Raw genomic sequence first — 21,472 nt, forward strand, 5'->3', positions numbered from 1 at the left:
ACATTCCGGCCCGATGAGCGGGCACACAAGCACCCACCGCGCCCCGGCGCAAGACGATCTGGAATGGCGCGGCGACACGCCGACGTCGCGGCGCTTCGCCGATCCGTATTACTCGCCGCTCGACGGCCTGGCCGAGGCGCGCCACGTGTTTCTGGAGGGCGCGGACCTGACCGCGCGCATGGCGGCGGCGCCGGGCGGGCTGCATGTGGCCGAGCTGGGCTTCGGCGTGGGGTTGAACCTGTTGGCCGCATGGCGGCTGCACCTGCGGGCGGGCAAGGGGACGCTGCGCTTCACCTCGTTCGAGGCGCATCCCCTCCCGGCCGAGGTCATGGCCCGCGCGCACGCCCGCTGGCCCGAACTGGCCGATCTGTCGCGCGCGCTTTGCGCCGCCTGGCGGCCCGAGGGCGAAGCGGTTCGCGCCGCGCTGCCGGGCCTGGCGCTCGAGGTGCGGCTGGGCGATGCGCGGGCGCTGGTTCCGCGGGCCGGGTTCGAGGCCGATGTCTGGTTCCTCGACGGCTTCGCCCCGGCGCGCAATCCGCAGATGTGGGAGCCGGCCCTGATGCGGGCGGTTTTCGAGGCCTGCCGGCCGGGGGGCGCGGCGGTCACCTATTCGGCGGCCGGGGCCGTGCGGCGGGCGCTGGCGGCGGCCGGCTTCGAGGTGCGCAAGCGCCCCGGCTTCGCGCGCAAGCGCGAGATGCTGGTCGCCCTCAAGCCGCCCGCCGGCGCGCCGCAGCGATGACGGACGACGCCATCGCCCGGCTTGAGGCGCGTATCGCCGCCTGCGAGCTGTGCGCGCAGCGCTTCGCGGCGACCGCCACGGCCCATGAGCCGCGGCCGGTGACGCGCATGTCGGCGACGGCCCGCATCCTGATCGCCGGGCAGGCGCCGGGCGCGCGGGTGCATGCCTCGGGCCTGCCCTTCGACGATCGCTCGGGCGATCGGCTGCGCGACTGGATGGGCGTGGACCGCGCCGCCTTCTACGACCGCGCGCGCATCGCCATCCTGCCCATGGCGTTCTGCTTTCCCGGCTACGACGCGCGCGGCGCCGATCTGCCGCCGCCGCCGATCTGCGCGCGCACCTGGCGGCGCGAGGCGCTGGCGCTGATGCCGCAGATCGAATTGACGCTGCTGGTCGGCGGGCACGCGCAGGCCTGGGCGCTGGGCGCGCGCAACGTCACGCGCACGGTGGCCGAATGGCGGCGCCACGCGCCCGCCGTCCTGCCCCTGCCGCATCCTTCATGGCGCAACACCGCGTGGCTGCGCGCCAATCCGTGGTTCGAGGCCGAGGTCGTGCCCTGGCTGCGCGCGCGCGTCGCGCAGCTGCTGCGCTGAGGCGCTTGCACGCGGGCGCGGCGCGGCCCTATGACTTGGCGGCCCGCGCCGCGGCGCGCCGGGCCGTTCCGCCCTGGCCATTCGCAAGGAGCCGCCATGACCGATCCCCGGCCGACCGCGCTTGACGCGGCCTTCGCGCGCGCGGGGGGCGACCAGTCCGCCGGCGCCGTGTTCGATGCGCTGTTCAACTCGGAAATGCTGCTGATGCTGACCGAAGAGCCGCAGGGCGACTCGATCAGCCCGGTGTTGCTGGCGCTCGAGGCCGGCCCGACCGCGCTGGCCTTCGATCGGGTCGAAAGGCTGGCCGCCTTCGTCGATCGGCCCGCGCCCTATGCGGCGATGCCCGGAAGGGCGCTGGTCTCGCTGCTGGCGGCGCGCGCCGAAAGCGGCGCGCCGGTGAACCTTGCCGTCAATCCGGGCGTTGCGCCGTCCGAGCTGTTCTACGATGCCGAGGCGCTGCGCTGGGCGGCCGGGATCCTGGCCCAGGCGCCCGCCCGCGCCCAGGCGCAGAGGCTGACGGCGGTCGAGCCGCCGCGCGCCGCGCCGCGGGCGCTGCTCGAGGCGCTGGACGCCAAGCTGGCCGCGCTGTCGCCCGTTCTGGCCGAGGCGTGGCTTGTCGGCGTGCGCGAAGAGGGCGCGCCCGACGCCGCGCGCCTTGCGGTGGTGGCGCGGCTGCGCGCGCCGGGGGCCGAGGGGCCGGCCGCTCAGGCCATCGCCGAGACGGGGCTGCTGGCCGATCCGGGCGCGCCGCCGCTGGACGTCGCCTTCGCCGAAGAGGGCGATGCGCTCTTGTCGCGCGCGCGCGCCGCGGGGCTGGGCTTCGCCATCGCGCCGCCGCCCGAGCCGCGGCGCCCCGCCGCCCCCGGCGCCGACCCCGACCGCCCGCCGCGCTTGCGCTGAGGCTTGCGGCGCGGCTTCGCGTTTCGGATCATCCGTTGCGCGCGCGCAACGCGCCGCCGCCTTGCGCGGGGCGTCGGCGCGCACCCGTTGCCAAGGCGCGACGGGCCGGTTTGTGTTTGCGCCAAGGCATTTGAGGGAGCGGGATTTGTTTTCGGCGGGCGAGGCATGACCAACGGGCGCGAAGCCGGGGGCGAGGCCGCTTTCGCCCGGCGCCTCGGACCGGGCCGCGCGCATCTGCGCATTCTTGGCACCACGGATCTGCACGCGCATCTGGCGCCCTACGACTATTTCGCCGATCGCCCGGCGCCTCATCTGGGGCTGAGCCGCGCGGCGGCGCTGATCCGCAGTCTGCGCGCCCAGGCGCCCAACGCGCTGCTGTTCGACAACGGCGACTTCCTGCAGGGCAATCCGCTGGCCGATCTGGCGGCGCGCGAGCAGGCGCGCGACCCCGGCGCGACGCATCCGGTCATCGCGGCGATGAACGCCCTGGGCTACGATGCCGCGACGCTGGGCAACCACGAATTCGACTACGGGCTCGACACGCTGGCGGCGGCGCTGCGCCAGGCGCGCTTTCCGGTCGTTCTGGCGAATCTGGCGCGCAGGCGCGGCGCCGATCCGACGCGGGACGAGGGCTTCGTGCCGCCCTACGTCATCCTCGAACGCACGCTGCGCGACGGCGCCGGCGCCGCGGCGCCGATCCGCATCGGGGTGATCGGCTTCTGCCCGCCGCAGACGCTGCAATGGGACCACGGGCGCCTGGCCGGCCTGGTCGAGGCGCGCGGCATCGCCCAGAGCGCCCGCGCGCTGGTCCCGCTCATGAAGGCGCACGGCGCCGATCTGGTCGTGGCGCTGTGCCATGCGGGCATCGTGCCCATCGCCGCGCGCCCGGACGAGGAGGAAGGCGCGCAGGATCTGGCGTTGATCGAGGGGGTGGACGTCATCCTGGCCGGGCATCAGCACCTGACCTTTCCCGGCGCGCATCCCGCCGCCCCCGGCGTGGACCCGGCGCGCGGAACGGTTCACGGCAAGCCCGCGGCCATGGCCGGCTTCGGCGGCGCCCATGTGGCCGCGATCGACCTTCTGCTCGGGCGCGGCCGCGGCGGCTGGCGGGTGATGGCGCATGAGGTGCGTCTGGCCCGGACCGCCGCGCTGCCCGCCGAGGCCGCCGACCCCGCCGTTCAGGCCGCCGCCGACGCGGCCCACGCGCGCGCGCTGGCGCTTATCCGCCAGCCGGTCGGGCGGCTGCGCGCGCCGATCAGCACCTTCTTCGCGATGGCGGCGGACGACCCGTCGCTGCGGCTGGTCAACCGCGCCCAGAGCTGGCGCGTGGCGCAGGCCCTGCGCGGCACGCCGCTCGCGCGGCTGCCGCTTGTGTCGGCGGCCGCCCCTTTTCGCTGCGGCGGACGCGGAGGGCCCGACAACTATGCCTGCGCGCCCGCCGGCGCGATCACCATGCGCCATGTGGCCGAGCTTCATCCCTATCCCAACGAGCTGCGGGCGCTGCTCATCGACGGCGCGACGCTCAAGGAATGGCTCGAGCGCGCGGCCGCGGCCTTCAACCGCATCCTGCCCGGGCGCGAGGATCAGCCGCTGCTGGCGCCCGACTTTCCCAGCTTCAACTTCGACGTCGTCGATGGCGTGACCTACCGCATCGACCTGACGGCGCCGGCCCGCTACGACCTGTCGGGGCGGCTGATCGACCCCGGCGCCGAGCGGATCGTCGATCTGCGCCTTGGCGGCAGGCCGCTGGACCCCTGCGCCCGCCTGGTGCTGGCCACGAACAGCTATCGCGCGGGCGGCGGCGGCGCCTTTCCGGGCGTGCGCCCCGAGGCGATCGTGTTCGAGACCGCCGAGACCAACCGCGACGCCCTGCTGGCCTATCTGCGCGCGCATCCCGACATCGCGCCGCCGCGCGCGCCGGGCTGGAGTTTCGCGCCGGCGCCGGGCGCCTCGGCGCTGTTTCCCTCAAGCCCCCGCGCCGTCGCGCATCTGGACCAGCCCCACGCCGCCGGAATCGCGCCCGTCGGTCCCGGCCCCGGCGGCTTCATGCTCTACCGCCTGCGGCTGGACCCCGGCGCAAGGGAATAAGGCGGGCTTATCAAACGGTGGACTTCGCCGCGCCGCCCGCTAGGCTGGCGCGCAAGGCGGCCGCGCGGGCCGCGCAACCGGGTTCAGGGTGAGGAAACATGACGAAATTCGGCGTCTCGCAACCCGTCCGACGGGTCGAGGATCAGCGCTTTCTGACCGGCCACGGCCGCTACGTGGACGACATCGCCCCCGCCTCGGCGGCGCATGCGGCGTTCGTGCGCTCGCCGCACGCGCATGCGCGAATCCTTTCGGTGGACGTGTCCGAGGCACAGGCGGCGCCGGGCGTGCGGCTGGTGCTGACCGGCGCGGACATGGACGCGCACATGGACCATGACATCGACAGCGCCGTGGTGGTCAACCGCGACGGCACGCCCGGCGCCAAGCCGCGCCGCACCGTTCTGGCGGTGGACAGGGTGCGCTTCGTGGGCGACGCGGTGGCGATGGTCGTCGCCGACACGCCGGCCCAGGCGCGCGCTGCGGCCGAGCTGATCGCCGTCGAATACGAAGAGCTGCCCGCCGCCTTCGACACCGCCCGCGCCATGGAGCAGCCCGAGGTGCACCCCGACGTCGCGCCGCGCAACCTGGCCTTCGACTGGGCCTTCGGCGACGAGCAGGCCGCCGAGGACGCCTTCGCCCGCGCCGCCCATGTCGTCGAGCTGCCGCTGGTCAACAACCGCGTCATCGCCTGTCCGATCGAGCCGCGCGGCGCCTTCGCCGAGTGGGACCCCGAGGCCGAGCGGCTGCATCTTTGCTTCAACGGTCAGGGCGTCTGGGGCCTGAAGGAGCAGCTCGCCCGCCGCCTGCGCCTTGACCCGGGGCAGGTGCGCGTCACCAACCCCGACGTGGGCGGGGGCTTCGGCATGAAGGCCTTCCCGCATCCCGAGCATTTCGCCCTTGCGGTCGCGGCGCGGCTGCTGGGCGGCGCGGTGCGCTGGATGGCCGACCGCTCCGAGGCCATGATGGCCGACGTCCAGGGCCGCGACCACGTCACGCATGCCAGGGCCGCCTTCGACGAGAACCTGCGCCTGACGGCGCTGCGCGTGGACTGCGTGGCGAACATGGGCGCCTACAACTCGGCCTTCGCGCAGAACATCCCCTCGACGCTGGCGAAATACGTGCTGCCCGGCGTTTACGACTTCCAGACCGCCTTCTTCTCGGTCAAGGGCGTCTACACCAACACCACCCCCGTCGACGCCTATCGCGGCGCCGGCCGTCCTGAGGCGATCTACGTCATCGAGCGGCTCATGGAATGGTCCGCCCGCCGTCTGGGCGTCGATCCGGCCGAGCTGCGCCGGCGCAACTTCATCCCGCGCGAGGCCTTCCCCTACCGCACCCTGGCGGGCGAGCTTTACGACGTCGGCGATTTCGAGCGCGTGCTGGACCGCGCCATGCGAGAATCCGACTGGAACGGTTTCGAGGCCCGCCGCGCCGAGGCCGCCGCGCGCGGCATGCTGCGCGGCCGGGGCATGTGCTACTACATCGAGTCGATTCTGGGCGCGCCCAACGAGACCGCGCGGATCGAGTTCGCCGAGGATGGCGGCGTGAACCTCTATGTCGGCACCCAGTCGAACGGCCAGGGGCACGAGACCGTCTACGCACAGATCCTGTCCCAGCGCGCGGGGCTGCCCTTCGACCGCATCCGCGTCATCCAGGGCGACAGCGACCTGATCGCCAAGGGCGGCGGCACGGGCGGCTCGCGCTCGGTCACCACGCAGGGCACGGCCATCAACGCCGCCGCGGACGAGATGATCGAGAAGTTCCGCCCCCTGGCCGAGGAAGAGCTCGAGGCCGCCGCCGCCGACATCGTGTTCGAAGAGGGGGCCTTCCGCGTGGCTGGCACCGATCGGGCGGTCGAGATGATCGAGCTGGCCCGCATCGCGCGCGAAAAGGGCCGCGCCGACCTTCTGACGACCGAGCGCGAGGCGACGCTGCCGGGCCGCTCTTTCCCGAACGGCTGCCATGTGTGCGAGGTCGAGGTGGACCCCGACACCGGCGCGGCGCGCGTCGTGCGCTATGTCGTGGTCGACGATCTGGGCGTGCTGATGAACCCGCTTCTGGCCGAGGGGCAGGTCCATGGCGGCGTCGTCCAGGGCCTTGGCCAGGCGCTGAGCGAGCGCGTCGTGCATGACGAGAACGGCCAGCTTCTGACCGCCAGCTTCATGGACTACGCCCTGCCGCGCGCCGAGGACGTGCCGATGATCGAGTTCCACTCCGAGCCCACGCCCTCGACCGCCAATCCCCTTGGCATGAAGGGCTGCGGCGAGGCCGGCACCGTCGGCGCCCTGGCCGCCGCGGCCAATGCGGTGCTTGACGCGCTGGCGCCCGCGGGGGTGACGCATGTGGACATGCCCATGACGCCGCACCGGATCTGGACCTGGCTGCAGGAGGCCCGCGCGCGCCGCGCCTGACGGCGCGCCCCTGGCGACATGCGCCCGCGCGTCGGCCCGCGCATGGCCCTTCCGGCGGCGCCGCCTCGGCCCGCCGGCCGGCGGCGGCGGCGAATGGGCGGCGGCGAACGGGCGGCGGCGAACGGGCGGGGGCGAACGGGCGGGCCGGGGCCGGCCGGCGCGGCGCCGCCCATCCCCGGCCCGCGCCAGGGGCCGCATGGACCGGCGGCCCGCGTCGGTGTAGGACAGGGCCATGCTCGGACCGATCAAAAAGCTGCTGCGCCGCAGGGCCGCCTCGCCCGTTTTCGATGCGCCGATCGAGATCGACCGCCCCACCTACGCCATCGGCGACATCCATGGCCGGCACGATCTGCTGATCGCGCTGCTCGAGCGGATCGCCGACGACGCCGCGCGGCATGGCTTCGAGGACGCGCGGCTGGTGTTTCTGGGCGACTACGTCGATCGGGGCGAGGAGTCGGCGCAGGTTCTGGCCACGCTGGGCGCGCTGGCGCGCGACGGCGGCGATTCGGTGGCGCTGCTGCGCGGCAATCACGAACAGATGCTGCTCGACTTCATCGCCGATCCGGCGGCCGGCGGGCCGCGCTGGCTGTCGAACGGCGGTCTTCAGACGTTGATGAGCTATGGCGTGGGCGGGCTTGGCCCGGCCTCGGACCCGCAGGCGCTGACCGACGCCGCCGCGCGCCTGGCGCAGGCGATGGGCCCCGATCTGGACCTTCTGCGCCTGACGCCCGACAGCGCCCTGTTCGGGCGCGTGCTGTTCGCCCATGCCGGCGCGGACCCCGCCCTGCCGCCCGAACGGCAAGAGGCGCGCGCCCTGTTGTGGGGCGCGCCCGGCTTTCGCCGCACGCCGCGCGCCGACGGGCTGTGGGTGGCGCACGGCCATTGGGTGGTGGACGAGCCTTCGGCCGAGCAGGGGCGCATAGCCCTCGACACCGGCGCGTGGTTCTCGGGCCGCCTGACCGCCGCGCGCATCGCGCAGGGCGAGGTGGCGTTCCTGCAGACCTGAGGCCCGACCCGCCGGCCGGTCCGGGCGAGGGGTCGGGGGCCGGTCCCGCGGCCGATGCGGGGGCGCTCAGCCGCGGCCGGGCAGCTCGGTCGCGCCGCCATGGCGGGCCGACCATTCGAGCGGCGCGTGCAGGAAGGCCTCGACCTGATCCAGCGTCGCGGCGTCGAACGCCCCGCCCGCGCGCGCGGCGGCCAGAACGTCCCACCAGGTGGCCAGATGGTGCAGCCGCAATCCGTTGCGGGCCAGCACCTCGTGAGTGTCCTTGAAGATGTCGTAGTAGAACACGACCAGCGTATGGGCGCATTCGGCGCCGGCGTTGCGGATGGCCTGGGCGAATTTCAGCTTCGAGCCCCCATCCGTGGTCAGATCCTCGACCAGCAGCACGCGCTGTCCCTCGCGGATGTCGCCCTCGATCTGCGCGTCGCGGCCAAAGCCCTTGGGCTTCTTGCGCACGTATTGCATCGGCAGGCCCATGCGCTCGGCGATCCAGGCGGCGAAGGGAATGCCCGCCGTCTCGCCGCCCGCCACGGCGTCGAAGCGCTCGAAACCCGCCTCGCGCATCAGCGTCGAGACGGCGAAATCCATCAGCGCGCCGCGAATGCGCGGGTAGGAGATCAGCTTGCGGCAGTCGATGTAGACCGGGCTGGCCAGGCCCGAGGTGAAGCGGAAGGGCTCGTCGGCGCGGAAATGCACGGCCTCGATCTCGAGCAGCATCTTCGCGGCCAGCTCGGCCATCAGCGCCTTGTCGGGGAAGGTGGCGGCGGTCATGGTCATGTCCTTTCGTCGTCTGCCTGCGCGGCGACGTGCCAGTGCACGGGAAAGCCGGGGTCGAACACGGTCACCTCTTCGTCGCCGGCGCGGATCCTGGCGGGAAAGCGCGCGGGCTCGTCGCGCCGCTCGAGCGTGATCCGCCCGTCATTGGGGGCGAGCCTGTAAAAGGCCGGGCCGTTGAGCGAGACGAAGGCCTCGAGGCGGTCGAGCGCGCCTTCGTCCTCGAACACCTGCGCCAGGATCTGCAAGGCGTTGGGCGCGGTGAAGCAGCCGGCGCAGCCGCAGGCCGATTCCTTGGCCGAGTCGGGGTGCGGGGCGCTGTCGGTGCCCAGAAAGAACATGCGCTCGCCCGAGGTCGCGGCCTCGCGCAGCGCAAGGCGGTGGGTTTCGCGCTTGGCCACGGGCAGGCAGTAGTAGTGGGGCCGGATGCCGCCCGCCAGGATGTGGTTGCGGTTGATGACCAGGTGATGGACCGTGATCGTTGCGGCAAGGTCGGGGCCGCCCTGGCGCGCATAGGCGACGCCCTCGCGGGTGGTGACGTGCTCCATGACCACGCGCAGGCCCGGCGTCGCGCGGCGCAGCGGGTCGAGAACGCGGTCGATGAAGACGGCCTCGCGGTCGAAGATGTCGATGTCGGGGTCGGTCACCTCGCCATGCACGCACAGCGGCAGGCCGATCTGCGCCATGCGCTCGAGCGTCGGGCGCACCTTGTCGAAGTCGCGCACGCCCGAGGCCGAGTTCGTCGTCGCCCCGGCGGGATAGAGCTTGACCGCATGGACAAGCCCCGAGGCGGCCGCGGCGGCGACGTCGTCGGGGTCGGTCTCTTCGGTCAGGTAAAGCGTCATGAGCGGCGCGAAGCGCGCCCCTTCGGGCAGCGCGTCGAGGATGCGCGCGCGATAGGCGGCGGCCTGCGCGCCGGTCGCCACCGGCGGCACGAGGTTGGGCATGACGATGGCGCGCGCGAAATGCGCCGCCGAATGGGGCGCGACGGCCCGCAGCATCGCGCCGTCGCGCAGATGCAGGTGCCAGTCGTCGGGGCGGCGGATGGTCAGGCGCAAGGGATCGGGCATGGCGGCGGCTCCGGCGCTGGGACGGGTCGCCGCCTTCACTATCCGCTGGCGCGCCGCGGGGAAAGGCCGCCGTCGCCGCGGGGGGTCATTCCTCGGTCCCGCCGTCGCGCTCGGCGCGCCGGCGCGCCTCGCGGCGGGCGTCGAGGCGGGCGCGGTCGGTCATGATCTCGATGGCGCGGGTGCGGGCGAAGGCATGCGCGGCGCCCTGGCGCACGGCCTCGGCCTCGGCCTCGCGGCGGCGGGCCTCTTCGCGCAGGCGGGCCTCTTCGCGCTCGGCCCATTCGCGCCAGACGGCGGCGCGGGCCTGGGCGGCCAGGTCGGCCTCGGCCAGCTCGGCTTCTTCGCGCGCGCGCTCGGCGGCGACGCGCGCGGCCTCGGCCTCGGCGCGCTCGGCTTCGGCGCGGGCAGCGCGCAGGCGGGCGGCTTCGGCCTCGTAGACGCGCTCGGCCAGGTCGGCCAGCAGGCGCAGCTTGCGCAGATCGACGCTCATGCGCCGCCCCATCCCTGCTGGCGGGCGCGCGCGCGCATGGCCTCGGCGAAGCGGATTGCGGCGGCGACGGGGGCGTAGTGCTCGGGGGCGATCTCCTGCCCGATCTCGACCGTGGCGTGCAGCGCGCGGGCGGTGGGCGGGTCCGAGTGGATGGGAACGCCGGCCTCGACGGCCTTCTCGCGGATCATCAGCGCGACCTCGTCCACGCCCTTGGCCACGCATTCGGGCGCCGAGCCGGGCTTGCGCGACCATTTGAGCGCGACCGCGTAATGGGTCGGGTTCACGATCACCACGTCGGCCTTGGGCACCTCGAGCATCATGCGGTTGGTCGCGATGTCCTGCGCGCGGCGGCGGCGCTCGGACTTCACATGCGGGTCGCCCTCCGATTCCTTGTGCTCTTCCTTCAGCTCCTGAAAGCTCATGCGCAGCTTGCGCGCGTGGTTGAAGCGCTGCCAGACCACGTCGATGGCGGCGATGAAGACGGCGACGGCGGCGATGGCGCCCAGCAGGCCGACGCCGATGCGCATCAGCGCGGCGGGAACCGCGGCGGGAGCGGCGCGCGCAAGGCCGATCATCTCGTCGAGGCGGGCGCTCAGGAACAACCCCAGCACGGCCGAGACCGCGCACAGCTTGACCAGCGTCTTGGCGAACTCGGCCAGGCCCGTCAGGCCGAACTTGTTCTTCGCGTTCGAGATGATCGAGATGCGCGAGAGCTTCGGCGCCAGCTTGTCGGGCGCGAAGACGAAGGCCTGCTGCGCGACATACGAGGCCAGAACCAGCGCGAACGGGATCAGCAGCAGCGGCGCCAGGCCCGCCGCGGCGCGGCCGATCAGTGCCGCCGACAGCCCCGCGCCGCCCGGGCCGAGGATGCGGCCCTCGAGCCCGTCGGCGCGGTCCAGAAACGCGGCCAGCGCCGAGCCGGTCGTCTGCACGCTGACGGCGCCGAAGGCCGTGATGGCGGCCAGTAGGCCAAGATAGCCCGCCGCCGCGCCCATGTCGGTCGATTTGGGAACGTCGCCCTTGCGCCGCGCCTCTTCCAGCTTGCGCGGCGTCGGCTCGTGCGACTTCTCTGCGCCTTCGTCCTGCGCGCCGCTCATGGCAGGGCTCCGAACGGCGCGGCCAGCGTGGCGTCAAGCCGGCCCAGCCACAGGCGCAGGATCAGCGGCGCCGCAAGGGCCAGCAGCGCCAGCGCGCCGGCGGTGATGGCGGGGGCGCCGACGAAGGCGACCATCAGCTGCGGCATGGCCCGGTTGATGGCGCCAAGCGCGACGTTGTAGGCGAAGGCCGCCACCAGGAACGGCGCAGACAGCGAAAAGGCGAAGGCGAAGGCGTCGGCCGCGCGGCTCACCCCCCATTGCGCCAGGTCCTCGGCGCCCAGCGCCGCGCCGTAGGGCGCGACCTGATAGCTGAGCACGAGCGCCCGCGCCGCCTTCACATGCAGCCCCAGCGACATGGCCAGCGCAACGGCCGCGACGACCAGGATCGCGCCCATGGCCGGCATGGGGTCGGGCGTGGCGCCGGCGCCGAAGATCTGCGAGACCGACGTCGCCTGCGCCGCGATCGAGCCGGCCAGCTGCAGCGCCATCACGATCAGCCGCGCCGCGACGCCCAGAACCAGGCCGGCCAGCGCCTCGGACAACAGCGCGCGCGCCAGGCCCACGGCGCCTTCCTGCTGGGCGGCCAGCGCCTGGGGCGCCACGGCCGGCCAGACGACCAGCGTGAAGGCCACCGCCGCCGCCAGCTTGATGCGCATGGGCAGCGTGCGCTCGCCGAAGCCGGGCAGCAGCGCCACCGCCGCGCCCACGCGCGCGAACACGCCCGCCAGCGCGTAGATCGCCCCTTCGGACAGGCCCGCCAGCCCCGACAGCGCCGCGAAGAAGTCGGTCTCGTTCATCGCGCCGCCCGCTCAGGCCGTGCCGAGGAAGGCGGGCTTCACGTTGGGGCCGACCTCCTCGAAGCTGAGCACGGGGTTGCGGATGCCCTTGGCGGCCAGCACCACGCGCAGGAAGCGCCGCCGCCGGGCCGAGGTGATGATGGCCGGATAGCGCCCCTCGGACGCCGCGCGCGAGACCTTCTCGGCCACCGAGCGCGCAAGCCGGTTGATGTCCGAGGGCGGCAGCGCCACGTCCACGATGCCGTCGCCGACCTCGACCTCGTGCTTCTTGAACAGCGCCTCCCATTCGGGCCCCAGCTGGATCAGGGGCAGCGCGCCGTCGGGCTCCTGAAGCTCGGCCACCAGCTGAAAGCCCAGGCGGCGGCGCACATGCTCGGCGATCGCCTCGGTCGAGCTCATCGAGCCGCGGGCCTCGGAGATGGCCTCGAGGATCAGCGGCAGGTTGCGGATCGACACCCGCTCTTCCAGCAGCAGCCGCAGGACCGATTGCAGCAGATCCACGGGAACCTTGTCGGGAATGAACTCGTCCAGGATCTTGCGATTCGCCTGGGCGCGGGCGGGGTCCGAGACCGAGCCGAACTCCTCGAGCAGCTTGCGCAGCGCGCGGCGCGAGAAGAGCAGGGCGAAGTTCTCCTTGATCGTCTCGAGCAGATGCGTGGCCACGACCTCGGTCGGCGTGACGACGGGCAGCCCGCGCAGCGCGGCCTCCTCCTGCCGATCCTCGGGGATCCAGCGGGCCGGAGCGCCGTAGACCGGCTCGGACGTGTCCTCGCCCGCCGGCAGCTCGACCGACCCGTCGCCCTTGAGCGCCAGCGCCATGCCCACGCGCAGCTGTCCGCGCGCGCTCTCGACCCCCTGGATGCGGATCACATAGACCCCGTCGGGCAGCGACAGGTTGTCGGTCAGGCGGATCTCGGGGATGACCACGCCATAAACCGAGGCGATGTGGTTGCGCATGTTGTGGATGCGCGCGCCAAGGCCGGTCGCCTCGTCCATCACCACGGGCACCAGGTCGGCGGCGAACTCCAGATGGATCTCGTCCAGGTCCAGCACGTCGCCCACCGTCTTGCGGGCGGGCGCCTCTTCGATGACGTCGGCGGCCTCGGTCTTGCTGGCGCGTTCGGCCTGCGCGCGATGGGCCGCCCACGCCGCCGCCCCGAGCAGCGCCGAGCCCAGAACGAAGGGGACGAAGGGCAGGCCCGGGACCAGCGCGAACATGGCCATGAGCGCCGACACCGTGCCCAGCGCCGCCGGAAATCCGCCCAGCTGGCTGAGCAGCGCCTTGTCGGTCGAGCCCATCATGCCGCCCTTGGACAGCAGCAGCGCGGTGGCGATCGAGATGATGACCGCGGGGATCTGCGTCACCAGCCCGTCGCCGACGGTCAGGATGGCGTAGGTCTCGAACGCCTTGCCCAGCGGCATTCCATGCGCCAGCACGCCGATCGCCAACCCCATGAGCAGGTTGAGCAGCGTGATCAGCAGGCCCGCCACCGCGTCGCCCTTGACGAATTTCGACGCGCCGTCGAGCGAGCCGAAGAAGGTCGTCTCTTCCTGCTCGAGGCGCCGGCGCTCGCGCGCCTCGGCGTGCGAGATGGCGCCCGCGGCCATGTCGCTGTCGATGGCCAGCTGCTTGCCCGGCATGCCGTCCAGCGCAAAGCGCGCGCCGACCTCGGCCATGCGGCCCGCGCCCTTGGTGATGACGATGAAGTTCACGATCAGCAGCACGCCGAACACCACCAGCCCCAGATAGACCGAGCCGCCCATCACGAACATGGCGAAGCCCTCGATCACGTCGCCGGCGGCGTTCGTGCCCGTGTGCCCCTGGCCGATGATGAGCTTGGTCGAGCTGACGTTGAGCGACAGGCGCAGCATCAGCGAGGCCAGCAGGATCGTGGGGAAGGACGAGAAGTCCAGCGGCCGCTGGATGAACAGCGTGTTGGTGAAGATCAGGATCGCCAGCCCGAAGCTGGCCGCCAGGCCCAGATCCAGCACCCATGAGGGCATGGGCAGGATCATCATGACGATCACCGCCATCAGCGCCAGGGCGAGCAGGATGGTGGGGTGGTAAAGCTGCGCGGCCGAGAAGTTCAGGCCCAGCGTCGGCCGCGGCGTCTTGATGATGCGGTCCATCGGGGCTCCTCAGTCGAAAAGGGGGCGCGCGGGGCGCAGCAATCCGCCGCCGCGCAGGGCGCGCGCGGCAAGGCTGGGGCCGCCGAGCGGCGAGACCGGCATCAGGCTGGCCAGCCTGACCGGCGGCCGCGGCGCCGCCGAGGGCGCGGCGTCGGGCGCGCCGCCCTCGAGCGGGCCGAGCGCGGCCAGGGCGGCGTTGAAGGCCCGGCGATAGCGTTCGGCGTGCTTGGGCGTGCGCGAGTGATACCAGCCGGCCGCGGTCTCCCACGAGCCCGATTCGTCGTGCAGCGTCCTGATGAACTGCGCCGCGTAGCGGGCGTTGGCGGTCGGGTCGAACATGGCCTCGAGCGACTCGAACGCCTCGCCGTGCCAGCGCCGGTTGATCTGGAAGCAGCCCACGTCATAGCTGCGCGCGCCCTCGGCGTGGCGGGCGCGCACATAGGCCAGCGCCGCCTCGCGATCGGGGAACCAGCGGCCCTCGCCCTCCATGTTCACGGTCCAGGGCCAGGGACGGCGGCGCCCGTTCAGCGTGCGGCCGGTTTCGATCAAGGTCAGCGCGCGCATCACGCGCAGCGGAACGCCGAATTCGCGCGCGGCCTGCGCGGCGGCGCTTTCGCACAGCGCGGCGGGGTCGGCCGCGGGCGCCGGCGCGCCGGCGAAGCCGCCCAGCGCCGCCGCCGCGAAGGCGCGCGCCGCGCCCAGCATCGCCGCCGCCGCCAGGAACAGGGCGCGGGCGGCCATGCTCATTGCCCTCCGATCAGGGGAATCAGCCGGTCGCGCCAGAACGAGACGAAGGTCTCGGTCATCCATCCCATGGCGATCCAGTAGGTGATGAGGATGGCGCCCAGCTTCGGAACGAAGGTCAACGTCATCTCCTGCACCGAGGTCAGCGCCTGGAACAGGCCGATCGCCAGCCCCGTGATCAGCGCCACGCTCAGGATCGGAAGGGTGGCCAGAAAGGCGGCCCAGATCCCCTCGCGCAGCACGTCCATGATGACCGGCGCGTCCATGGCCGGTCAGACCGGCATCCGCAGGATTTCCTGATAGGCCTCGACGACCTTGTCGCGCATGGTCACCGCGGTCTGGATCGCCAGCTCGGACGAGGCCAGCGCGGCGACGACCGAATGCGCGTCCGCCCGTCCGGCCAGCCCGGCCTTGGCGGTCTCCTCGCCCTGGCGCAAGGTCTCGACGAACGAGGCGGCGGCCTTGGCGAAATCGTTCGCGCCGCCGCGCTCGGCGCGCAGGCCCGAGCGCTCTTCGCCCGGCTGCACGGCCGAGTGGATGTCGGCGTAAAGGCGCGATGCGAGACTGGAGTTGAGTTCCATGACGGTCTCCTTTCTGGAGGGAAGGGGGCGTTACTGGCGCAGCAGTCCCAGAAGGGACGAGGTCATCTGCCGCGCCTGGTCGAACATCTTGAGGTTGGCCTCGTAGCTGCGCTGGGCCTCGCGGGCGTTGGCGACCTCGGTGATCACGTCCACGGTCGAGCCCTCGTAATATCCATCGGCGTCGGCCAGCGGGTTGGCGGGGTCGTAGATCTTGCGCGGCTCGGCGGGGTCCAGATTGACGCGGCCGGCGCGCACGCCGCCGTCCTCGGTCGCCTCGAAGGGAATCAGCTTGCGCCGGTAGCCGGGCGTGTCGGCGTTGGCGATGTTCTCGGTGGTGATGCGCAGGCGCGAGCCCTGCGCGGCCATGCCGCTGGCGGCCACGGCCATGGATTTGAGCAGGTCGGTCATGGTCTCGTCATCTCCTGGCTAGGGCGATCAGCGCGCGCGGCCCAGCGCGGTGCGCAGCACGTCGAGCGACTTGCGCCAGACGCCCAGCGCAAGGTCGTGCTCGAGCCGCAGTTCGGCGGCGCGAATCATCTGATCCTCGAGGGAAACGTCGTTGCCGTTGGGCGAGGCCGCGCCGATCGCCGAGTCGCGGCGCGCGCGAAGGTCGGCGGGGTCGTCGCGCTCGACATAGCCGACATGGCCCGGCCGCGTGGCGCGCGGCGCGAAGGCGTCCTGGTCGTCCATCGCCGCGCGGGCGGCGTAGGTTTCGGAAAACGGCTTGAGATCCAGCGCCTTGTAGCCCGGCGTGTCGGCGTTCGCGATGTTGCGCGAGATCACGGTCTGCCTGGCGGCGGCGTGCCCGGCAAGCTTTTGCGCAAGGTCCAGAACCTTCAGTCCGGTCGGCATCGGGGCTTCTCCCTCGATCAGTTTCGAAAGCGAGAGTTAACCCTTGTTGGTTGATAACTCGTAACCGGCCGCCGAAGAGCGGCGCGAACCGCCGGAGAAGCCGATGACAGATCTGAGCAGCCTCGAGGCCGAGCTGGCCGCCATCGAACCCGTCCGCCGCGGGGGAACCGTGCGCCGCGTGGACACCGGCGCGCTGACGCTGCGCGGCCTCGCGCCGCGCGCGCGCCTTGGCGATCAGGTGGCGGTGACGCCCTCGCAGGTGGCGCGCGGCGCCGCACGGGACGAGATTCGCGGCGAGATCGTCGCGCTCGACGAAGGCGTGGCGACGGCCATGACCTATGGACCCACCGATGGAATCGGGCTGGGCGATCCGGTGTGGCTGGTGCGCGAAAGCGGTCTGCGGCCCTGCGACGAGTGGATCGGCCGCGTGGTGGACGCCTTCGGCAAGCCGCTCGACGGACGGCCCTTGCCCGTCGGCCCGCGCCCGGCGCCGCTGCGCCGCTCGCCGCCGCCGGCCACGCGCCGCCGCCGCCTGGGCGGGCGGCTGGCCACGGGGCTGTCGGCGCTGGACACGGTCCTGCCCCTGGCGCGCGGGCAGCGCGTGGGCGTGTTCGCCGGCTCGGGCGTGGGCAAGTCGACCCTGCTGGCCGACCTGGCGCGCGGCGTCGAGGCGGATGTGGTCGTGCTGGCCCTGATCGGCGAGCGCGGGCGCGAGGTGCGCGAGTTCATCGAGGGCGTGCTGGGCGAAGAGGGCATGCGCCGTTCGGTCGTCATCGCCGCCACCTCGGATCAGTCGCCCCTGGTCAAGCGCCGCGCGGCCTGGGCGGCCATGACGGTGGCCGAGCATTTCCGCGACGAGGGCAAGCATGTGCTGCTGCTGCTCGATTCGGTGACCCGATTCGCCGAGGCGCATCGCGAGGTCGCCCTGACTGCCGGCGAACCGCCCAGCCTGCGGGCCTATCCGCCCTCGACCGCCAACCTGATCGCCGGCCTTGCCGAGCGCGCCGGCCCCGGCCCCGAAGAGACGGGCGGCGACATCACCGCGGTGTTCACCGTTCTTGTGGCCGGCTCGGACATGGAGGAGCCGATCGCCGACATCACCCGCGGCATTCTGGACGGCCATCTGGTCCTGGACCGCGCGATCGCCGAGCGCGGGCGCTTTCCGGCCATCGACCTGCGGCGCTCGGTCTCGCGCTCGCTTCCGGGGGTGGCGGATGCGGACGAGAACGCGCTCATCGCCCAGGCGCGGCGCATGGTCGGGGTGTATGAAGAGGCCGCGCCCATGATCCAGGCGGGGCTTTACCGCGCGGGCGCGGATCCGCGCATCGACGCCGCCATAGCGGTCTATCCGGCGATCGACGAGTTCCTGGCCAGCCGCTCGCCGCAGGGCCCGGCCGAGGCCTTCGCGCGGCTGGCGCGGGCGCTGCACCCCGATTCGCCGGCCGATGACGGCCCCGAGGACCGCCGCGCGCCGCGGCGCGAAAACCCGGCGCCGGGCGGCTGAGGCCGCCCGCATGCGCTGGCCGCGAAAGCTGCGATGTTCGGAAAGGGCCGACTGGAGCGGGCGATGAGATTCGAACTCACGACCCCAACCTTGGCAAGGTTGTGCTCTACCCCTGAGCTACGCCCGCGATCTTCGTCGGATCGGCCAGTCGAATGTTGGAGCGGGCGATGAGATTCGAACTCACGACCCCAACCTTGGCAAGGTTGTGCTCTACCCCTGAGCTACGCCCGCATCCTGTGAGGCGGGGTTATAAGGATTCGCGGCGCTGGCGCAAGGGGCAAAATGCGCCCGGCGGCGCTGGATCGGCGCGCCCGCATGGGGTAGTGACGGGCCGGTCGACTTGACATGCAATGATCCGAGGTCCGCGATGCCCGCTCAAGCGCTTCTGCCAGGCTACCTTGCCGAACGTTTCGCCTCGTGGAAGGCGCTTCGCTTCGAGCCCGACCGCGCCTGGTATGCGCGCCTGGCCGAGGGCGGCCAGCATCCGCGCGCCATGCTGCTGAGCTGCTGCGACAGCCGGGTCGACGCCGTGGGCATGTTCGGCGCCGAGCCGGGCGACCTGTTCGTGGTGCGCAACGTGGCCAACCTGGTGCCGCCCTACCGGCCCGATCATCAGCACCACGGCACCTCGGCGGCGATCGAGTATGCGGTGACGGTGCTCAAGGTGGCGCATGTGGTCGTGATGGGGCATTCTCACTGCGGCGGCGTGGCGGCGTGTCACGACATGTGCGCGGGGCTCGCGCCCGAGCTGGACAAGCCCGGCAGCTTCGTCGGCCGCTGGATGGACATCCTGCGGCCGGCCTACGAGGCGGTCGCCGATCGCCTGCCCGAGGACCGGGAGGAGCGCCTGCGCGCCTTCGAGCGTCACGCGGTGCTCGCCTCGGTGCGCAATCTGGCGCAGTTCCCCTTCGTCGCCGACGCGGTCGCGCGCGGGGTGCTGACCCTTCACGGCGCCTGGATCGACATCGGCGCGGGCGAGCTGCACGGGCTGGATCTGAACAGCGAAACCTGGCGCCCGGTCGTCTGACCGCGGCGCGCGGCAAGAGGCGCCCTGACATGATCGAACAGCTTCCGCCCCCGGCCCCGCACGTATTGGCGCTGCGCTTTGCGGGCCGCATCGAGGCTCGCGACGTGGATGCGGCCGCCGAGATGCTGCGCGATCTGCTCGAGCGCGAAGAGCGGGTTTCGATGTTCTTCGAGATCGACCGCTACGAGGGCGTCTCGGCCGAGGCCCTGGCCCATGACCTGCGCGCGGGAATCGCGCTGCTGCCCGAGATCGGGCGCATCATGCGAATCGCGCTCGTCACCGATGTGGGCTGGATCGCGGCGGCTGCGCGGCTAGAGGATCGCATCCTGCCGCACGTGCATCTGCGCGTCTTCTCGCCCGCCGAGCGCGCCGAGGCGCTGGAATGGGTCGCGGTCCCGAGCGAGCCGCCGCGCCTTGCGCACGAGCCGACGGGCCCCGGGCTGCATCTGATCGAAACCGCCGATCCGAAGGTGGTGGCGTTCGAGATCGACGGCCGCCTGACCTTGGCCGACATCGATCATGTCGCCCCGATCCTGCAGGCCGCCTGGCAGGCCCATGACCGCATCCGTCTTCTGGGGCGCGTGCGCGACTGGCGCGGCTTCGACGCCGAGGTGCTGTTTTCGGCGCGCACGGCGGCGATGAAGCTGGGCGCGCTGCGTCATGTCGAACGCTACGCCTTGGTCGGCGGGCCTTCGTGGCTTGCGCGCTGGATCGAGCTGGCCGCGCCCTTCGCGCCCATGGAGCTGCGCTGGTTCCCCGCCGAGCGCGAGGACGAAGCCTGGGCATGGGTCGGAACCCGTCCCGCCTGACGCCAGCCGGAAAGGAGCGTTCATGCAGCCCGGCGCGCGGCACAAGCTCGAGAACCTGCTGCAGTCGGCTTTGCTGCTGGCCGCGATGGGTGCGTTGTCCTGGTTCAGCATCGAGGCCATCGCCGGGCCCGAGACGGCGCTGTGGGCGATGCTGGGCGTCATGGGCGGGCTGGCGCTGGCGCCGGGCGCGCCCATGCGGCTGCTGCTGCGCGCCTACGGCGCCCGCCCGCTGACCCGGCGCGAGGCGCCCGATCTGGTGGCGCTGGTCGAAGAGCTTGCCCGCCGCGCCGAGCTGCCTTCGGCGCCGAAGCTGTTCCGCATTCCCAGCGCCCTTCCCAATGCCTTTGCCATGGGACGGCCCGAGGACAGCGTGGTGTGCGTGACGGACGGCCTGCTGCGTCTTCTGACCCCGCGCGAGCTGGCCGCGGTTCTGGCGCATGAGGTCAGCCACGTGGCCCATCGCGATCTGTGGATCATGGGCCTGGCCGATTCGATGAGCCGCGCGGTGGCGCTGGTCGCGCAGCTTGGGCAGATCATGATCCTGCTCAACCTGCCGCTGCTGCTGACCGGCGCGGCCACGATCCCCTGGCGCGCGCCGCTGGTGATGATCTTCGCCCCCGTCGCGGTGTCGCTGCTGCAGCTGGCGCTGTCGCGCACGCGCGAATTCGACGCCGATCTGGGCGCCGCGCGGCTGACGGGCGATCCGCTGGCGCTGGCCTCGGCGCTCGAGAAGCTCGAGCGCGGGGTGGGCCGCATGTGGGAGGACATGTTCCTTGGCGGGCGCCGCGTGCCCGAGCCCTCGCTCTTGCGCACGCATCCGCCGACCGAGGAGCGCATCGCGCGCCTGCGCGAGGTCGCCCGGGAGATGCGCGCCTCGGCGCTGGATCTGCCGGCCGGCCTCGTCCCGCCGCCCCTTGCGCCGCCGCCCCCGCCGCCGCGCCGGCGCTGGACGGGTCTTTACTACTGAGCGCGCCCGCCTTCGCGCGGCAACGCCAGGTAGTTGAAGGCAAGGAACGGATAGCGGCGCATCGCGACGAAGGCCGACGCGTCGATCGCCTCGCGCCCATGGGCGTGGTGGAACACGGGCTTGACGTCGTAGCCCAGCTCCTGCGTCAGAAGCGCGTGCAGCGTCACGTATTTCTCGCCGGGCACGTCGGCGTCGTCATGGGGGCCGGCCTCGAACAGAACCACCGGCCGGTTCCGGGTCAGCAGCCGGCGCGCGCCGCGCACCGCTTCCAGCTCGAAGCCCTCGACGTCGATCTTGATGAAGTCGATCCGCATGTCGGGCGGCACGACATCGTCCAGCCGCACGCGCGGCACGCGGATGCGCCGCTCGCGCCCCGCGCTTGCGCGGCTGCCAAGCGAGCTGAAGCCTGGCTTGGTGAGGTTCTCGAAGAATTCCGCCTCGCCCGGCTCGTCCGAAACCGCCTCGGCCCGCACCTCGACATGCGGAAGGCGGCGGCGCAGCCAGGCGCTCTTGGTCGGGCTGGCCTCGAAGGCGATCACGCGGCCCTCGGGCGCGCGCCGCGCCAGCTCGCGCGTGATCGAGCCGATATGCGCGCCGACGTCGATGCAGTTCGAGTCGCGGCGCACGAAATCGTCGAGGCACCGGGTCATGAGCCGCTTTTCGCTCACCAACAGCCCCAGCTCGGGATGGGCGGCCAGCCTCGGCAGTTCCGCCAGCGCGCGCAGCCGTTCCAGAAGCGGGGCGGCGGCGGACGTCGCCAGCCAGTGTCGCGCCTTCAAGGGGATCACATGCGCCTCCTGCTCGTGGGCGGACCAGTGTGCGCCCTGATTGCGCCCAAGGCCAGCGCCGGTTTGGCATGATTCCTTAACTTCGCCGCGTTTGACTGAGCGCACACGGAA

The 21,472-nt window shown here is 72.6% G+C and carries 22 protein-coding genes and 2 tRNA genes; 10 read left to right on the plus strand and 14 right to left on the minus strand.

Going from position 1 to position 21,472, the window contains the following annotated elements:
* Window positions 1-13 precede the first annotated feature (13 nt).
* The 6 genes from mnmC2 (at window position 14) to BMW67_RS08370 (ending at window position 7,734) form a co-directional block, all read left to right on the plus strand.
* Window positions 14-739, plus strand: coding sequence for a tRNA (5-methylaminomethyl-2-thiouridine)(34)-methyltransferase MnmC2 (mnmC2, locus tag BMW67_RS08345; RefSeq protein WP_072747077.1), 726 nt, complete (start codon window positions 14-16; stop codon window positions 737-739).
* Window positions 736-1,332 carry a uracil-DNA glycosylase family protein gene (locus BMW67_RS08350; RefSeq protein WP_072747078.1) on the plus strand — a complete coding sequence of 199 codons (597 nt, stop codon included), beginning with the start codon at window positions 736-738 and terminating at the stop codon, window positions 1,330-1,332. Before mnmC2 ends, BMW67_RS08350 begins: the two co-directional genes overlap by 4 nt.
* A gap of 96 nt (window positions 1,333-1,428) precedes the next feature.
* Entirely contained in the window at window positions 1,429-2,232 is an 804-nt protein-coding gene (locus tag BMW67_RS08355; RefSeq protein WP_072747079.1) for an SseB family protein, read from the plus strand.
* A gap of 165 nt (window positions 2,233-2,397) precedes the next feature.
* Complete coding sequence (locus BMW67_RS08360) at window positions 2,398-4,320, plus strand: bifunctional 2',3'-cyclic-nucleotide 2'-phosphodiesterase/3'-nucleotidase (protein WP_072747080.1); 1,923 nt, start codon at window positions 2,398-2,400, stop codon at window positions 4,318-4,320.
* A gap of 98 nt (window positions 4,321-4,418) precedes the next feature.
* Window positions 4,419-6,728 (plus strand): xanthine dehydrogenase family protein molybdopterin-binding subunit, encoded by a 2,310-nt coding sequence (locus BMW67_RS08365; RefSeq protein ID WP_072747081.1) that lies wholly within the window; start codon window positions 4,419-4,421, stop codon window positions 6,726-6,728.
* 232 nt (window positions 6,729-6,960) lie between these two features.
* On the plus strand, window positions 6,961-7,734 hold the full coding sequence (locus tag BMW67_RS08370) for a metallophosphoesterase family protein (RefSeq protein ID WP_072747082.1): 774 nt from the start codon (window positions 6,961-6,963) through the stop codon (window positions 7,732-7,734).
* Between the two features lie 66 nt (window positions 7,735-7,800).
* Here BMW67_RS08370 and BMW67_RS08375 read toward each other — a convergent pair whose 3' ends face one another.
* The 11 genes from BMW67_RS08375 to BMW67_RS08425 form a co-directional block, all read right to left on the minus strand.
* The gene (locus BMW67_RS08375) at window positions 7,801-8,502 is read right to left on the minus strand and encodes an orotate phosphoribosyltransferase (protein WP_072747083.1); all 702 of its coding nucleotides are present in this window, start codon (window positions 8,500-8,502) and stop codon (window positions 7,801-7,803) included.
* A 2-nt stretch (window positions 8,503-8,504) separates the two neighbouring features.
* Window positions 8,505-9,575: a dihydroorotase gene (pyrC, locus tag BMW67_RS08380; protein WP_072747084.1), complete on the minus strand. Its 1,071-nt coding sequence runs from the start codon at window positions 9,573-9,575 to the stop codon at window positions 8,505-8,507.
* 85 nt (window positions 9,576-9,660) lie between these two features.
* Window positions 9,661-10,065 (minus strand): hypothetical protein, encoded by a 405-nt coding sequence (locus BMW67_RS08385; protein WP_072747085.1) that lies wholly within the window; start codon window positions 10,063-10,065, stop codon window positions 9,661-9,663.
* Entirely contained in the window at window positions 10,062-11,162 is a 1,101-nt protein-coding gene (gene flhB / locus BMW67_RS08390) for a flagellar type III secretion system protein FlhB (RefSeq protein WP_072747086.1), read from the minus strand. The genes BMW67_RS08385 and flhB overlap by 4 nt, the downstream gene beginning before the upstream one ends.
* Complete coding sequence (locus BMW67_RS08395; protein ID WP_072747087.1) at window positions 11,159-11,959, minus strand: flagellar biosynthetic protein FliR; 801 nt, start codon at window positions 11,957-11,959, stop codon at window positions 11,159-11,161. Before BMW67_RS08395 ends, flhB begins: the two co-directional genes overlap by 4 nt.
* A gap of 12 nt (window positions 11,960-11,971) precedes the next feature.
* Complete coding sequence (gene flhA / locus BMW67_RS08400; RefSeq protein ID WP_072747088.1) at window positions 11,972-14,089, minus strand: flagellar biosynthesis protein FlhA; 2,118 nt, start codon at window positions 14,087-14,089, stop codon at window positions 11,972-11,974.
* A gap of 9 nt (window positions 14,090-14,098) precedes the next feature.
* On the minus strand, window positions 14,099-14,836 hold the full coding sequence (locus tag BMW67_RS08405) for a lysozyme family protein (RefSeq protein ID WP_125459007.1): 738 nt from the start codon (window positions 14,834-14,836) through the stop codon (window positions 14,099-14,101).
* Window positions 14,833-15,099 carry a flagellar biosynthetic protein FliQ gene (locus tag BMW67_RS08410; RefSeq protein ID WP_072747089.1) on the minus strand — a complete coding sequence of 89 codons (267 nt, stop codon included), beginning with the start codon at window positions 15,097-15,099 and terminating at the stop codon, window positions 14,833-14,835. Before BMW67_RS08410 ends, BMW67_RS08405 begins: the two co-directional genes overlap by 4 nt.
* 6 nt (window positions 15,100-15,105) lie before the next feature.
* Window positions 15,106-15,414, minus strand: coding sequence for a flagellar hook-basal body complex protein FliE (fliE, locus tag BMW67_RS08415; RefSeq protein WP_072747090.1), 309 nt, complete (start codon window positions 15,412-15,414; stop codon window positions 15,106-15,108).
* Between the two features lie 30 nt (window positions 15,415-15,444).
* Window positions 15,445-15,822, minus strand: coding sequence for a flagellar basal body rod protein FlgC (gene flgC, locus BMW67_RS08420; RefSeq protein ID WP_072747091.1), 378 nt, complete (start codon window positions 15,820-15,822; stop codon window positions 15,445-15,447).
* 27 nt (window positions 15,823-15,849) lie between these two features.
* Entirely contained in the window at window positions 15,850-16,266 is a 417-nt protein-coding gene (locus BMW67_RS08425; RefSeq protein WP_072747092.1) for a FlgB family protein, read from the minus strand.
* 103 nt (window positions 16,267-16,369) lie between these two features.
* On the opposite strand from BMW67_RS08425, the gene BMW67_RS08430 reads away from it, so the two are divergent.
* A complete protein-coding gene (locus tag BMW67_RS08430; RefSeq protein WP_072747093.1) occupies window positions 16,370-17,770 on the plus strand; it encodes a FliI/YscN family ATPase in 1,401 nt (466 codons plus the stop codon).
* A 52-nt stretch (window positions 17,771-17,822) separates the two neighbouring features.
* Here BMW67_RS08430 and BMW67_RS08435 read toward each other — a convergent pair.
* A tRNA-Gly gene (locus tag BMW67_RS08435) sits at window positions 17,823-17,897 on the minus strand.
* A 29-nt stretch (window positions 17,898-17,926) separates the two neighbouring features.
* Window positions 17,927-18,001: transfer RNA gene (locus tag BMW67_RS08440), tRNA-Gly, on the minus strand.
* Window positions 18,002-18,137: 136 nt separating this feature from the next.
* Here BMW67_RS08440 and BMW67_RS08445 point away from each other — a divergent pair.
* Genes BMW67_RS08445 through BMW67_RS08455 form a run of 3 tightly spaced genes read left to right on the plus strand, consistent with a single transcriptional unit; the run spans window position 18,138 to window position 20,573 of the window.
* Window positions 18,138-18,797 carry a carbonic anhydrase gene (locus BMW67_RS08445; protein WP_072747094.1) on the plus strand — a complete coding sequence of 220 codons (660 nt, stop codon included), beginning with the start codon at window positions 18,138-18,140 and terminating at the stop codon, window positions 18,795-18,797.
* A gap of 29 nt (window positions 18,798-18,826) precedes the next feature.
* Window positions 18,827-19,606 carry a SpoIIAA family protein gene (locus BMW67_RS08450; protein ID WP_083581249.1) on the plus strand — a complete coding sequence of 260 codons (780 nt, stop codon included), beginning with the start codon at window positions 18,827-18,829 and terminating at the stop codon, window positions 19,604-19,606.
* A gap of 22 nt (window positions 19,607-19,628) precedes the next feature.
* Window positions 19,629-20,573: a zinc metalloprotease HtpX gene (locus BMW67_RS08455; RefSeq protein ID WP_072747095.1), complete on the plus strand. Its 945-nt coding sequence runs from the start codon at window positions 19,629-19,631 to the stop codon at window positions 20,571-20,573.
* Here the strand turns inward: BMW67_RS08455 and BMW67_RS15705 are convergent.
* Window positions 20,567-21,361, minus strand: coding sequence for an FkbM family methyltransferase (locus BMW67_RS15705; protein ID WP_072747096.1), 795 nt, complete (start codon window positions 21,359-21,361; stop codon window positions 20,567-20,569). The two genes, BMW67_RS08455 and BMW67_RS15705, sit on opposite strands and share 7 nt — an antisense overlap.
* Between the last annotated feature and the right edge of the window lie 111 nt (window positions 21,362-21,472).

The sequence above is a fragment of the Oceanicella actignis genome (assembly GCF_900111545.1).
Taxonomy (GTDB): Bacteria; Pseudomonadota; Alphaproteobacteria; order Rhodobacterales; family Rhodobacteraceae; genus Oceanicella; species Oceanicella actignis.